A 13,961-nucleotide genomic window follows, 5' to 3' on the forward strand; every position below is an offset into this window, starting at 1 on the left:
AAATTAAAATAATGTCTATTTCTGTTTTCTGGTTTTATTCATGTTAATAGAGTTTCCGTAAAATCAGCTTCTGCTGCTGTCTCTTCGCCGACAGCTTCCTGTTATTTTACTACTGCAAGGATATCGCTCTGCTTAACGATGATGTACTCTTCGCCGTCAAGCTTCACTTCTGTACCAGCATATTTGGAGTAGATCACCTGGTCACCTTCGGCAACTTCCATTTTGATCTCTTTGCCGTCAATCACTCCGCCCGGTCCTACTGCTACAACTTCTGCCTGCTGTGGCTTTTCCTGTGCCTGGCCCGGTAACACGATTCCGGATTTTGTGGTCTCTTCTGCAACCAACTGTTTTAATACAACTCTGTCTCCTAATGGTACTAATTTCATATCTATTGCCTCCTTTTAGAATTCTCTGCTTGTTATTAGCACTCATTTGATTCGAGTGCTAACCGTTAGTCATATATTAGTGAATCTGCCGCATTTCTGCAACTTCTTTCATCTCCAATTAATTGAGTTAATACTAATTATTTCTCATTTTTTCTCTTGTATTCTCGTTTTATCTCATCTTTTTAATTTTCATTGAATTTTATATTTATTTTAGAATCTTTATATTTCCGCATGAAAACCGGGTTCCGGGCCATCCCATAGCAAAAGTTTAGCCCAAATCTGCTGACCGCATACAGTATTTTCCGTAAAAATATAAAAACCCAAAGAAAACCGGAGGTTATTTCCTACTATATGAATAACCTCCGGTTTTCTTTCCATGCATTTACTGTTTTTTCACCAGTTTGCGTTTCTTGATCTCTTCCAATTCATCAAAGATCACTTCATTGAGCACTTTGATATAGGTTCCTTTCATGCCTGAGGACCTGGACTCAATAACGCCGGCACTCTCGAATTTTCTCAGCGCATTGACGATCACGGAACGTGTGATTCCCACTCTGTCTGCAATCTTACTGGCAACCAGAATTCCTTCGTCCCCGTCCAGCTCATCAAAAATATGGATGATCGCTTCCAATTCTGAGAAAGAAAGCGTATTGAACGCAGATTTCACAACCTGGATCTTCCGGTTCTCCTCTGCATTCTCCTCATGTACAGAACGCATCATTTCCAGCCCAACCACTGTTGTTCCATATTCACTTACAATAATATCCTCAATATCATACCCTTTCTGATCCCTGTACATAAAAAGGGTACCCAGTCTCTCGCCGGCAATATCAATGGGGCTGATGATCGCCATATACTTACTGATGTTCTCGCCTTCAAATCCCAGTGTCTGGAGATTCACGTTCTCCTTTGTTGACAGCACGCCCAGCAGACGTTCATTGAGCAGTTTATCAATATATCCTCCCACTTCACTGTCAATCAATTCCGTAATCTCCTCCACGCCCGGACAGGTACCTACACCAAGCACCTTTCCTTTCCGGCTGATAACCAGGATATTAGAATCCAAAGTCTCCACCATCACCTCACAAATGTCGTTGAACAGCACCTTAGAAGAATTGTTGTTATGAAGCAGTTTGTTAATCTTTCTGGTTTTATCCAATAACTGTACGCTCATAGCGACCTCCTTTCACTCTATTCCTACAGAATATAACCGCTAATTTCTATTCTCTATATCCTTTTTTATTTTAACACACAATTATTCTGAAATCAATGCATGATTTTTTTATTTTCTGTCTATTTATCTCTTTCCCACAAACTTAACTTTCAAAACAATTGAAATTTCCCAGACTTCCCTTACTTTCCCCGTCTGTCAGATACTTTCCCCCATTCTCCAACTCTTCCCTCCCCCCATCCCCCAATGTCAGATACCACCCCCTTTTCCCCCAACCTTACCCCCAACTCTTCTTTCCCCACACATCCCTTTTCTCACTGCCAAATACCTGTGTGAACACCCATCCAGCACCTTCCGCATACACTGCCTTTCCCACTTCCAGATACCTGTATTAACACCTATCCAGCACTTTCCGCATGCACTGTTTTTCTCACTGCCAGATACCTGTAGACCATCTATCCAGCACCTCCCGCATACATCTCTTTTCTCTCTACCAAATACCTGTGTAAACACCCATCCAGCACTTTCCGCATGCACTGTTTTTCCCACTGCCAGATACCTGCTGCACAAAGTCCCTGGGGGCCATTGGAGGCAGATGGCTGGATGGACTTATGGGAAAAAGCGGGAAGAATGGGTGATAGAATTTGCTTCACAAAAGCAAATTCTAAGGATAGCTGAGCAGACAAAACATCAGTTTTGTCTGCGGTTCTATCCGGTTCACCCATTCTTCCCGCTTTTTTCCATTAGTCCATCCCCATCTGCCGACTGGCCCCCAGGGACTTTGTGCGGCAGGTATCGTCCGCCTTAGACAACCTCCGCTCCTGCCACCCTCTCACTTACACAGATCAGGCCTCCTGCTCCACCTCATCCTTCTTCCGTATCATCACAAACCCACAATGCTCATCCGCACAAACAATCTTATTCCCCTTCTCCAGCATATACCCACCGCAATTCGGGCATTTCTCCTTAGAAGGCTTCTGCCATGACATAAACTCGCATTCCGGATTATTCTCACATCCATAATACCGGCGCCCCTTCTTACTCCTGCGCAGCACCACATCTTTCCCGCAGACAGGACAGGGAACACCGATTTTTTCAAGATAAGGCTTCGTATTCCTGCAGTCCGGAAATCCCGGACAAGCCAGGAACTTCCCGTGCGGTCCATATTTGATCACCATATTCCGCCCGCACAGATCGCAGATAACATCTGTCACCTCATCCTCGATCTTCACTTCCTCCAGCTCTTTCTCCGCAGTCTGCACTGCATCCTCCAGATCCGGATAGAAATTCCGTATCACAGTCTTCCACTGCACAAGTCCTTCCCCCACACTGTCCAGCAGTTCCTCCATTGTGGCCGTAAAATACACATCCACAATACTGGGGAATGACTTCTTCATAATATTATTAACGACTTCGCCCAGCTCCGTCATATACAGATTCTTATTCTCCTTCGCCACATACCGCCTTGCAATGATCGTGGTGATCGTAGGGGCATAGGTACTTGGACGTCCGATTCCCAGTTCCTCCAGCGCCTTTACCAGTGTAGCCTCCGTATAATGTGCCGGCGGCTGTGTAAAATGCTGCTGCTCATGGAATCCCTGGAAGGAAAGCTCTGTGCTCTCGTCCAGTCCTTTTGCAAGGAAAGAATTCTCTGTCTTCTCCTCATCCTCCTGCACATAGACAGCCATAAAGCCGTCGAATTTCAGCTTAGAGGCAGCCATGGTAAAATAATACTCTCCGCCCTTGATTTTCACGGATGTAGTCTCATATTTTGCATTCTGCATCCTGCTGGCAGTAAAGCGTTTCCAGATGAGCTGATACAGCCTGAACTGATCTCTGCTCAGAGATTCCTTCAGAGAAGCAGGTGTCCTTGAAATATCTGTTGGACGGATGGCTTCATGGGCATCCTGTATCTTTTTCTTCTTATCATCCTTTTTCTCCTGGGTCAGAGTGTATTCCGGCCCATACTGGGAAGTGATGTATTCATGAGCGGCAGATTCAGCCTCCTCAGAAATCCTGGTGGAGTCTGTACGCAGATAGGTGATAACACCCACTGTGCCGTTCCCTTTAATATCAATTCCCTCATAGAGCTGCTGCGCCAGACGCATGGTCTTCTGTGTGGAAAAATTCAGCACTTTCGATGCTTCCTGCTGTAAGGTACTGGTAGTAAACGGAAGCGGCGGCTTTTTCGTTCTCTCGCTCTTCTTCACCTCAGCCACTTCATAGCTGGCGCCCTCCAGCCCGGCAAGGATCTTATCCAGTTCTTCCCTTGAGCCGATGCTCATTTTTTTGTTTTTATTTCCATAGAACTTGGCAATCAGCGGCTTCTTTTCGCCTTTGACAGCAAATTCCGCATCCAGTGTCCAGTATTCCTCAGGGATAAATGCATTGATCTCATCCTCACGGTCCCCGATGATGCGCAGGGCCACTGACTGTACACGGCCCGCACTGAGCCCTCTTTTCACCTTAGCCCAGAGTACCGGACTGATCCTGTAACCAACCATGCGGTCCAGCATTCTTCTGGTCTGCTGCGCATCCACCAGATTCATGTCAATGTCGCGCGCCTCTTTAATAGAAGCTTTCACTGCAGTTTTCGTGATCTCATTGAATGTAATTCTGCGCATCTTCTTCTCGTCCAGTTTCAGCGCTTTGGACAGGTGCCAGGAAATGGCTTCTCCTTCACGGTCGGGGTCAGTTGCAAGATATACCTTGTCCGCTTTTTTCGCGGCCTTGCGAAGCCCCGCCAGGATATCCCCCTTTCCCCTGATAGTTATATATTTAGGTTCGTAATCATTCTCCACGTCGATTCCAAGCTGGCTTTTGGGAAGATCCCTTACATGTCCGTTGGACGCCATGACCTCATAATTTGAACCGAGAAATTTCTTGATTGTCTTCACTTTTGCCGGTGATTCCACAATCACTAAATATTTCGCCATCTCAACCTCCCGTTCTGGCATAATAATTTTTGACTGGCTCTGCTACAAGCCCCTTCAATTCCAGTTTCAATAATATTTCCTGAATTTCCCCAGGATTTAGTTCTACCTGAAGGAAAATCTCTTCCAGATATTTTGGCCTCAAATCCAGACAACTATACACCATTTCTTCCCGGCTTGCAAGCCTAAAGTTTGATTTTGCCTCCAAATCTGTTTTTAATTTTTCCGAAATCTGAAGTTCATCCAGAATAATATCCACGGAGTTTGCAATGCCTGCGCCTTCAAAAATCAAGTTGTTGCATCCCTCACTGAGTGTATCCCCCAAGCGCCCCGGAAGGGCATAAACAGTCTTTCCCTGCTCCAGTGCAAAGTTCACAGTAATCAGGGAACCGCTCTTTTTCCCTGCCTCTATGACCAGTACCAGATCCGCCAGTGCACTGATGAGCCGGTTCCTCCTTGGGAAATGGTAGGGAAGGGCCGGTGTCTGCGGCTCATACTCTGAAAGTACGCCTCCCCGGAACGGAATCCTTCTATATATATCCATATTCTGCCTGGGGTAACAGATATCCACACCGTTGCCCAGAACCGCAAAGGTCTCTCCTCCGCCGTCCAGCGCTCCCCTGTGCGCCCAGCCGTCCACACCTCTGGCCATTCCGCTTATGATCTGGATCCCGAACCGGGACAGCTCTTTTGCAAAGTAATACGCCTGTGAGCTGCCGTAACTGCTGCACCTTCTGGCCCCCACAATAGCCACACTCTTTTTACGGCTGTCCGGAAGTTTTCCCTTCACATACAAATATTCCGGCATGTCCTCAAAACATCTGAGCTTGTCCGGATAGGCTTTTCCTGTCTTGGAACAGCAGAAAATCTTCTCTTTTTCCATGTATTTCATACCTTCTTTCTCTCCAGTCCTCTGTAGCACACAGCCTCACTGATCTGTGCTTCCTTGATCTCTTCTTCCCCATCCAGGTCTGCGATCGTACGTGCTGTCTTTAAAATCTTATGATAGGCCCTGGCACTTAAATTCATCTTTTCGTAAGCTTTTTCCAAAAGGCGCTGTCCTTCACGGCTGACACTGCAGTATTTTTCCACCTGTTTTCCGGACAGTTCCGAATTATAGCATACCTTCAGCCCCTGATACCTGTCCTGCTGTGCCAAAAATGCCTTTTCTACCCTTTTCATAAGCTCTGCCGAACTCTGTCCCGCCTTCCCGCCGGAAATCTCCTGATACGTCATGCAGGCCGCTTCTGCGCAGATGTCTATCCGGTCCAGTATGGGGCCGCTGATTTTCCCGGCATACCTGCTGATATCCCTGTCCGTACAGGTACAGCGCTTCAGATCCGGATATCTGCCGCAGGGACAGTGGTTCATTGCTGCCACCAGCATACAGTGTGCCGGAAATTCATAAGAACCCCCGGTTCTGGCGATCATTACCTTATGCTCCTCCAGGGGCTGTCTCAGTATTTCTATGGAATTGTGGGAAAATTCAGGAATTTCGTCCAGAAAAAGAACGCCTCTGTGTGAAAGTGTGATTTCCCCGGGCCTTGGAATTCTGCCGCCTCCGGCCAGCGCCTGGGGAGAAATGGTGTGATGCGGTGCCCGAAATGGCCTTGCTGACATAAATGGCTGTTCCTCTGTCAAAAGCCCTGCGACACTGTATATTCTGGATACTTCCAGACTCTCCTCTCTGGAAAGCCGCGGCATGATGGTGGGAATCCTGCGGGCGATCATCGTCTTCCCCGCACCCTGAGGCCCTGTCATGAGAAAGTTATGGAACCCGGCAGCCGCGATCACGGCAGCCCGTTTCACAGTCTCCTGTCCCTGGATCTCCCTGAAATCCACATTATAAACAGGTTCTTTAAGATTCTCCCGGTCATATATCCTCTGGTCTTCCACACCCCATTTTTCCCTGCCAGACGCGTCCAGAAACTCCTGCAGGGACTCCACTCCCAGAACCTTTATCTTTCCTGTTGCCAATGCCTCCCTGCAGTTGCCCACAGGAACGATACAGAGCCAGCACCCGTTTTGCGCCGCGGTCTCTGCCAGAGGCAGGATACCTCTGACGCTGTTTATCCTGCCGTCCAGCCCCAGTTCACCGGCCAGCATCACACCGCTTAATTTCTCCTCTTCTATGTATCCGAACGCTGCCAGAAGTGCGGCTGCAATGGGCAGGTCAAACCGGTTCCCCTCCTTCCGCACATCTGCCGGCGCCAGATTAACCGTGATCCTTTTGGGCGGCAGGCTGATCTTCGTGTTTCTGATCGCCGTTTTCACCCGCTCCTGAGCCTCCCTCACCTGGGATGACAGGTATCCGACCATATTAAATACAGGCAGACCGCTGCTCACATCCGCCTCTACCCGTACAGGAACGCAGTTCACACCGCAGATAGCTGCTGACATAACACTGCTGAACATACAGATACTCCTTTCCCCCGCAGCAGGACAGAAATCCCCCTCCGGCGCGGGTGTACATATTCTCTTTTTACTTGCTTCATTTGTTTTGGAAACAACGGTGGAACCACCTGGAAAGAAATGCGGGAATCCGCTTTCTGACTTATTATTACTGTATCATATTTTTTTCTGCCACGCAATGGCTGACTGGATTTTTTATTATAAAACCCAATCACCCTGCTTACCTGCAAATCATATATTACTCTGAAAAATTATTGGTATTCCAGGACTAAATTTATGCCAATGCCTTCTCAATTACCTATAATTTCTCTACCCTTCTTAAGAATTATTGGTATTTCAAAACCAAAAAACGGCTATTTCTTCCTCGATTACCTATAATTTCTCTACCCTTCTTAAGAATTATTGGTATTTCAGAACCAAAAAACGGCTATTTCTTCCTCGATTACCTATAATTTCTGTACCCTTCTTAAGAATTATTGGTATTTCAGAACCAAATACCGGCTATTTCTTCCTCGATTACCTATAATACACATAATCTTCTTAAATATTATCCGTTTTCATGGGCCTGATTCTTCCTGTACTCCCTTGGCCCTATCCCACATTTTTCCTTAAAGATATGCGAAAATGCCAGCGCATCCCTGTATCCCACCCGGGCAGCGATCTCACCGATCGTATCCTGCGTATCACGCAGAAGTTCCTTTGCCCTCTCCATCCTCACCTGCAGGAGATACTGCTGGGGCGGGCATCCCATGACGGTTCGGAATTGTCTGGTCAGACCGCTCCTGTTCATTCCATGTTCCCGGGCGATCTGCTCGATTTTCAGGCTCTGCTCCATATGCGCCTTCATATATGCGGCAATCTCCTGTATTTCTCCGGCTCTGCCCCTGCTGTCCGGCACTTTATATCCTGTCTGCCCCAGGGATTTCCTGTAATCCTCGATCAGATCGATCCATATCTTCGTCACACGGCAGTTCTGTTCCAGCCGCTCCACATAATCCGCACTTCCCGCCTCAAGCATATCTCTGACTGTCCTTGTCAGTTCCGCCAGACAGTCTGCAGAACGAAGGGGCGTCTCCCCGGCAAGACCGGCCTCCCTGACACATTCCTCCACTTGGGCACCACAGGAACACAGACGGATATAATAGAAGAAATTCTGCGCGTTTCCCTGGATTTTCACTTCCGTCTCCGGGGTGACCGCCAGCACATTTCCCACGTTTACGCCATAATCTTTCCCGCCTGCTGTTATACTTCCGCTCCCTTTGGTTATGATAAATAAAGCATATTCCCCGCTCCCTGTCCGGTACTTAGCCATCCCCTGTCCCATACAGCTCCACTCCACAGACAGCAGGCTCATGCCGCCCTGCGTACAGTCACTTCCCTGCTGCTGACTATTGTAATTCCCGCCCATATAAACAGCCCTCTGCTCCTACTCTTTTTCATAAGATTATAGGTCAATTTCACCCTAGAGTCAATAGGTCACAACGCCATAATTGATTAACAATGGAGAGCTGTAGTAACCATTCAGACAAATCTTTGTATTTCCAGCGCTGACCGTACGGAACCCCAATGCCAATAGGCATCCGGCCTTATGAAGCGGCTTCCAGACGACCGGATGCATAAAGATGAACGGTTACAGGCTGTTTCAAAAAAGAAAAGAGGTATATGAATTGTCCAGATTAAAAGACTTAAGAATCAAAAGGGGATATACCCAGATCAAAATGCAGCACCTGACCGGCATTGATCAGAGCGATTACTCTAAAATCGAAAACGGAAAACGCTACTACACCTTTGAACAGTGCAAAAGGATTGCTCTTGCCCTGGATACCAGCATGGACTATCTTGCAGGTCTGACAGACGAGAAAAAACCTTATCCCAGAAGCATGAACTGAGTTTTTTTGCAGCCTACCCGTCCCTAAATGAGTGGGAAAAGCACAATTTGGCGGATTTGCTCATAGACTATAATTAAATCCCTTTGAGGTAAAGCTGCTTGAAAACATTTCTTAAGCCCTTGACTTCCGAAGAAGAGAAGTATTATCTTCAAGAATACAAAAGGGGCAGCCAGGAAGCTAAAAATATTCTCATAGAGCGCAATCTGCGCCTTGTTGCACATATTGTGAAAAAATATCAAGGGGTTGAGGAAGATTTAGATGATTTGATTTCCATCGGAACCATTGGGCTTATCAAGGCCATCCATACATTCAACGGAGAGAAATCCAACCGTCTCTCCACCTATGCTGCGCGATGTATTGACAATGAACTCCTTATGCTGCTGCGTTCCAAGAAAAAGACCAACAAGGAAGTTTCCCTCTACGAGCCTATCGGAACAGACAAGGAGGGCAATGAGATAAATCTTCTGGATGTGATTGAAAATGAACCGGTAGACGTGGTGGACCACTATTCGCTGAAGGAGGATATCAGAAAGCTCTACGGGCTTCTGGACCAGGTGCTCAGTGAACGGGAACTGGAGGTGCTCAAGCTGCGGTACGGCCTCTACGGAGAAAAGGAACTGACACAGAGGGAAATAGCAAAGCGGCTGAATATCAGCCGCTCTTATGTCTCCCGTATTGAAAAAAATGCTGTCTTAAAGCTCCGGAACTGCTTCCTTCCGTCTTAAAATATCGTACAGTTCAAGTCCTTCCCCCAAATCCACATACAGCACCTGCTGGGGATGCGGGGCACTTTCACAGGAATTCCCTTCCTCATCATATATGGCTTTCACAACCACCGGACGGTTCTCTCCGTCCGGTTTCATGGCCTCTATCGTCTCTCCCACGAGGAATTTATTCCTCTGGGTGATGCGGTACAGCCCTTCCGGCGTCCTGTCTTCCAGATATCCCAGATAAGTATAGTCCTTGGCATAAGTATTGCTGTCATATATCTGTGCAGTTTCATCCGGTTTCCCATAGAAAAATCCGGTGGTGAACTGTCTGTAGGTGCATCCCATAATCTGTTCCCTGTACCAGGGCATATTTTTCTGATAAAGTTCAGGGCTGTCAAAATAGTCATCTATGGCTTTTCTGTAGGTTCTGGCCACTGTTGCCACATACAGGGCGGTCTTCATGCGCCCTTCTATTTTCAGGCTGTCAATCCCTGCTGTCAGGATATCATCCATGTGCTCGATCATGCACAAATCCTTGGAATTGAAAATATAAGTCCCTCTCTCGTTCTCATAGACGGGCATATATTCCCCCGGCCTTGTCTCCTCCACAATGGAGTATTTCCAGCGGCAGGGATGGGTACAAGCCCCCTGGTTGGCGTCTCTTCCTGTGAAGAAATTGCTCAGCAGGCATCTTCCCGAATAGGAAATGCACATAGCCCCATGGATAAATGTCTCAATCTCCATATCCCTGGGAATATTGGCACGAATCTCCCTGATCTCCTCCAGGGAAAGCTCCCTTGCACACACCACGCGCTTAGCCCCCAGTTCATGCCAGAACCGGTAAGTGCCGTAATTGGTGTTGTTGGCCTGGGTGCTGATATGCCGCTCAATCTCCGGGCAGACTTCCTTTGCGATCATAAAAATACCGGGGTCTGATATGATCAGTGCATCCGGCTTGATCTCTTTTAACTCTTCAAAATATTCCCGCACACCCTCCAAATCCCTGTTGTGGGCCAGGATATTGGCTGTCACATACACTTTCACCCCGTATCTGTGGGCAAAGGCAATACCTTCCGCCATATCCTTCATGGAAAAATTCCGGGCTTTTGCCCTCAGTCCGAACACCTCGCCGCCGATGTATACGGCATCTGCGCCGTAGATCACAGCGATCTTCAGAACTTCCAGGCTGCTGGCGGGAATCAGTAATTCTGGTTTTTTTCTCATTTTATCCATCCTGTTTCTGTTTCTTTATACTCAGAGTCACTCCATCTCCCAGAGGCAGTATGGAGGTTTCCAGTTCTTCATGGTTCTTCAGCACATAGAGATACTCCCGCATTCTTTTGTAAATGGTGCGGTTCCTGCGCTCCACGGCAAAATGGGACTCGATCAGGTCCCCGTCCTGCAGCACATTGTCGGACACCAGGATTCCTCCCGGTCCGAGAAGCCTTAACACTTCCGGAAGAAAATGGATATACTGCGCCTTGGCAGCATCCATAAAAATCAGGTCATAAGGACCCTCCAGCGTTGTTAATACCCGGGCAGCATCCCCGCAAAGCAGGGTGATCCGGTCCTCTTTGCCCGCTTTTTTGAAATTTTCCTGCGCAATGGGTATCCGCTTCTCATAGTTCTCTATGGTGGTGATCCTGCACGTCTCCGGCGCGTATTCGCTCATCAGAAGCGTGGAGAACCCAACAGCAGTCCCCACCTCTAAAATGAGGCGGGGACGTTTTATCTGAAGCAATACTTTCAGGAAACTCTGCATCTCCCTGCGGATGACAGGCACCCTGTCCTCCCTGGCTTTTTTCTCCAGTTCATTGAGAAAGGGGGTGTTTCCTCTGTCCAGGGAATTGATATAGGTTACTATTCTCTCGTCAACTATCACTTTTATTTCCTCTGCTATTCTGTTCCCTGGTCTGTGCCTTCCCCGCCGGTCTCCGAGGTATCCTGTACAGCCGAATTGCCGTCTGTACCGCCACCCTGGGTGGGCTGGCCGTCCACATTCTCCCGGGCCAGAATTGCCATCATCTCTTCTGCTGTCATATTGGTATTCAGAATATAGGTACCTGCCTGAAGTTTATTCTTATAATTGGACAGTTTCTCCTGTACTACGAAGACCTTTGCGTCCTCGATCAGGCCCTTTTTCTTCAGGATCTTGCCTATCTGATAGACAGAGGAACCATCCTTGATCACAACCGTGATATCTGTTCCCTCTCCCTCAGCCATCGGAACCTCATTGAAGATCGCATACCCGAAATCATAGGCAGACTTGCCCACAAAAATGACCGCAAATATAATACAGGCATAAACTGCCAGCCTGAAAAATCCGCTTGCCATTATAGATGCCGCACCCTGTTTTCTGATTCCTTTTGCCATGTTGTTCTCCTTATAACCCGTTTCCGGCCCGGCAGGAAAAGCGCCGGCCGAAAACAGCCTGTTTTGTTAAAGATCCGGAATATCCAACTGTATTCCCTGATGAATGGAAGCGTCAATACTCTGAAGCTGTCTGCACAGCGTAAGCTCCGCTTCCAGGAAACGGTTTACCTCCGGAATCCTGCACAGTTCATCCATCTTGCTGTCTATATCATCAATCGCATCATAGAGATTGATATCGTCACCTTCTGCCTGAATCTGATAATTCAGCTTGCGCAGCTCATCTACCTGTTCCTTCAGCCCCGGGACCGCCTTGATCTCTTCCAGAGCCGTGCAGTACTGCTTGTAGACAACGCCGTTTTTGATTGCATGCACCAGCTTGTCCACGCAGACGTCGATTATACTCATCTTCTTAAGCCTCCATGATGATGGGCAGAATCATGGGATTTCTCTTGGTTCTCTTCCATAAAAATTCACCCAGGGAGTCCTTGATCACATTCTTGATTTTGCCCCAGTCTGTTATATGCTTGTCCAGGCACACATCAATGGCGTCCTCCACCACAATTCTGGCCTCATCCATCAAATCTTCCGATTCCCTTACATACACAAAACCACGGGAGACTATGTCCGGTCCTGCCAATAGACGGCTGGAACGCTTCTCCAGAGTCAGCACCACGATCATGATACCGTCCTCTGCCAGATGCTGGCGGTCACGAAGCACGATATTTCCCACATCGCCCACACCAAGTCCGTCAACCAGGATAGCGCCTGTGCGCACTTTGCCTGTAACTTTAGCAGGTTCCTCCTCATTCAGTTCCAGCACATCGCCGGACTGCAGGATAAACACATTTTCTTTCGGAATTCCCAAATCCAGGGCAAGACCTGCCTGGGCTTTCAGGTGGCGGTATTCACCGTGCACCGGAATGGCGTATTTGGGTTTTACCAGGGAATAGATCAGCTTGATCTCCTCCTGGCAGGCATGTCCGGATACGTGGGCATCCTGGAAAATAACGTCTGCGCCTTTCATGCTCAGTTCATTGATCACCTTGGATACTGCCTTTTCATTACCCGGAATGGGGTTGGAACTGAAAATGATCGTATCGTTGGGCTTGATCGTCACTTTCTTGTGAATGCTGGCTGCCATCCTGGACAGGGCTGCCATGGACTCGCCCTGGCTTCCCGTGGTGATCAGCACCACCTTCTCGTCCGGATAATTCCTAAGCTGGTCAATCTCAATAAGCGTCTTGTCCGGAATCCTCAGATATCCCAGTTCAGAAGCTGTTCCGATGACATTGACCATGCTTCGGCCCTCCACAGCCACTTTCCTGCCGTATTTGTAAGCAGAATTAATAATCTGCTGCACCCTGTCTACATTGGATGCAAAGGTGGCAATGATGATCCTGGTATTCTTATGCTCTGCAAATATATTGTCAAAGGTCCTTCCAACCGTGCGCTCGGACATGGTAAATCCCTTGCGCTCTGCATTGGTACTGTCGCACATAAGTGCCAGTACACCTTTCTTTCCGATTTCCGCAAACCGCTGCAGATCAATGGCGTCTCCGAACACAGGAGTATAGTCCACTTTGAAGTCACCGGTATGCACCACGATTCCCGCAGGTGAATAAATTGCCAGCGCGGAGGCATCCTGAATGCTGTGGTTTGTCTTGATAAATTCTATACGAAAGCAGCCCAGATTGATGGACTGTCCATGTTTGATCACTTTTCTCTTGGTACTTCTAAGCAGGTTATGCTCTTTGAATTTATTCTCGATTAATCCGATCGTAAGCTTTGTTGCATAGATGGGGATATTGATCTCCTTCATCACGTAAGGAAGCGCCCCAATATGATCCTCATGACCATGGGTGATAACGAAACCTTTGACTTTGTCAATATTGTCCTTCAGATATGTGATGTCCGGTATAACAAGGTCAATTCCCAGCATATCGTCCTCCGGAAATGACAGACCGCAGTCCACTACGACAATACTGTCCTCATATTCAAAGGCAGTAATATTCATTCCTATCTGTTCCAACCCGCCCAAAGGAATGATCTTCAATTTTGAGTTGTTGTTTTTTTTCAAGTTAATTCCT

Annotated in this window: 13 protein-coding genes; 2 read left to right on the forward strand and 11 right to left on the reverse strand. The window is 47.7% G+C overall.

Annotated elements, in window-relative coordinates; translation table 11 throughout:
• Positions 1 to 101: 101 nt before the first annotated feature.
• The 6 genes from groES to MUB35_RS07015 form a co-directional block, all read right to left on the reverse strand.
• The gene (gene groES, locus MUB35_RS06990; RefSeq protein WP_033143764.1) at positions 102 to 386 is read right to left on the reverse strand and encodes a co-chaperone GroES; all 285 of its coding nucleotides are present in this window, start codon (positions 384 to 386) and stop codon (positions 102 to 104) included.
• Between the two features lie 382 nt (positions 387 to 768).
• Positions 769 to 1,560 carry a GTP-sensing pleiotropic transcriptional regulator CodY gene (gene codY / locus MUB35_RS06995; RefSeq protein WP_018596076.1) on the reverse strand — a complete coding sequence of 264 codons (792 nt, stop codon included), beginning with the start codon at positions 1,558 to 1,560 and terminating at the stop codon, positions 769 to 771.
• Positions 1,561 to 2,402: 842 nt separating this feature from the next.
• A complete protein-coding gene (topA, locus tag MUB35_RS07000; RefSeq protein WP_118593773.1) occupies positions 2,403 to 4,493 on the reverse strand; it encodes a type I DNA topoisomerase in 2,091 nt (696 codons plus the stop codon).
• A 1-nt stretch (position 4,494) separates the two neighbouring features.
• Positions 4,495 to 5,382 (reverse strand): DNA-processing protein DprA, encoded by an 888-nt coding sequence (gene dprA / locus MUB35_RS07005; RefSeq protein ID WP_103733226.1) that lies wholly within the window; start codon positions 5,380 to 5,382, stop codon positions 4,495 to 4,497.
• Positions 5,379 to 6,905, reverse strand: coding sequence for a YifB family Mg chelatase-like AAA ATPase (locus tag MUB35_RS07010; protein WP_118593774.1), 1,527 nt, complete (start codon positions 6,903 to 6,905; stop codon positions 5,379 to 5,381). The genes dprA and MUB35_RS07010 overlap by 4 nt, the downstream gene beginning before the upstream one ends.
• Positions 6,906 to 7,449: 544 nt before the next feature.
• Complete coding sequence (locus MUB35_RS07015; RefSeq protein WP_244805951.1) at positions 7,450 to 8,310, reverse strand: AraC family transcriptional regulator; 861 nt, start codon at positions 8,308 to 8,310, stop codon at positions 7,450 to 7,452.
• Positions 8,311 to 8,524: 214 nt separating this feature from the next.
• On the opposite strand from MUB35_RS07015, the gene MUB35_RS07020 reads away from it, so the two are divergent.
• Together MUB35_RS07020 and sigK are read left to right on the forward strand one after the other, a co-directional pair.
• Positions 8,525 to 8,791 carry a helix-turn-helix domain-containing protein gene (locus MUB35_RS07020; RefSeq protein ID WP_081960452.1) on the forward strand — a complete coding sequence of 89 codons (267 nt, stop codon included), beginning with the start codon at positions 8,525 to 8,527 and terminating at the stop codon, positions 8,789 to 8,791.
• 98 nt (positions 8,792 to 8,889) lie between these two features.
• The gene (gene sigK, locus MUB35_RS07025) at positions 8,890 to 9,516 is read left to right on the forward strand and encodes an RNA polymerase sporulation sigma factor SigK (protein WP_033142378.1); all 627 of its coding nucleotides are present in this window, start codon (positions 8,890 to 8,892) and stop codon (positions 9,514 to 9,516) included.
• Here sigK and MUB35_RS07030 read toward each other — a convergent pair.
• The 5 genes from MUB35_RS07030 to MUB35_RS07050 form a co-directional block, all read right to left on the reverse strand.
• Entirely contained in the window at positions 9,484 to 10,725 is a 1,242-nt protein-coding gene (locus MUB35_RS07030; RefSeq protein WP_033142377.1) for a peptidase U32 family protein, read from the reverse strand. The two genes, sigK and MUB35_RS07030, sit on opposite strands and share 33 nt — an antisense overlap.
• A gap of 1 nt (position 10,726) precedes the next feature.
• A complete protein-coding gene (locus tag MUB35_RS07035) occupies positions 10,727 to 11,383 on the reverse strand; it encodes an O-methyltransferase (protein WP_244805952.1) in 657 nt (218 codons plus the stop codon).
• Positions 11,384 to 11,397: 14 nt separating this feature from the next.
• Positions 11,398 to 11,874, reverse strand: a complete 477-nt coding sequence (locus MUB35_RS07040) for an endolytic transglycosylase MltG (RefSeq protein ID WP_052099587.1) — start codon at positions 11,872 to 11,874, stop codon at positions 11,398 to 11,400.
• 66 nt (positions 11,875 to 11,940) lie between these two features.
• A complete protein-coding gene (locus tag MUB35_RS07045) occupies positions 11,941 to 12,279 on the reverse strand; it encodes a YlbF family regulator (protein ID WP_033142375.1) in 339 nt (112 codons plus the stop codon).
• A gap of 4 nt (positions 12,280 to 12,283) precedes the next feature.
• Positions 12,284 to 13,951, reverse strand: a complete 1,668-nt coding sequence (locus MUB35_RS07050) for a ribonuclease J (RefSeq protein WP_033142374.1) — start codon at positions 13,949 to 13,951, stop codon at positions 12,284 to 12,286.
• Positions 13,952 to 13,961 lie beyond the last annotated feature (10 nt).

The organism is Blautia sp. NSJ-175 (assembly GCF_022867815.1).
GTDB classification, from domain to species: domain Bacteria; phylum Bacillota; class Clostridia; order Lachnospirales; family Lachnospiraceae; genus Blautia; species Blautia celeris.

What these genes read in the sequence shown, in the direction of transcription:
- codY (WP_018596076.1), bottom strand. Translation starts at nt 1,560, where the DNA reads ATGAGCGTACAGTTATTGGATAAAACCAGAAAGATTAACAAACTGCTT.
- MUB35_RS07045 (WP_033142375.1), bottom strand. Translation starts at nt 12,279, where the DNA reads ATGAGTATAATCGACGTCTGCGTGGACAAGCTGGTGCATGCAATCAAA.
- topA (WP_118593773.1), bottom strand. Translation starts at nt 4,493, where the DNA reads ATGGCGAAATATTTAGTGATTGTGGAATCACCGGCAAAAGTGAAGACA.
- groES (WP_033143764.1), bottom strand. Translation starts at nt 386, where the DNA reads ATGAAATTAGTACCATTAGGAGACAGAGTTGTATTAAAACAGTTGGTT.
- MUB35_RS07040 (WP_052099587.1), bottom strand. Translation starts at nt 11,874, where the DNA reads ATGGCAAAAGGAATCAGAAAACAGGGTGCGGCATCTATAATGGCAAGC.
- MUB35_RS07030 (WP_033142377.1), bottom strand. Translation starts at nt 10,725, where the DNA reads ATGAGAAAAAAACCAGAATTACTGATTCCCGCCAGCAGCCTGGAAGTT.
- MUB35_RS07010 (WP_118593774.1), bottom strand. Translation starts at nt 6,905, where the DNA reads ATGTTCAGCAGTGTTATGTCAGCAGCTATCTGCGGTGTGAACTGCGTT.
- MUB35_RS07015 (WP_244805951.1), bottom strand. Translation starts at nt 8,310, where the DNA reads ATGGGCGGGAATTACAATAGTCAGCAGCAGGGAAGTGACTGTACGCAG.
- MUB35_RS07020 (WP_081960452.1), top strand. Translation starts at nt 8,525, where the DNA reads ATGAACGGTTACAGGCTGTTTCAAAAAAGAAAAGAGGTATATGAATTG.
- dprA (WP_103733226.1), bottom strand. Translation starts at nt 5,382, where the DNA reads ATGAAATACATGGAAAAAGAGAAGATTTTCTGCTGTTCCAAGACAGGA.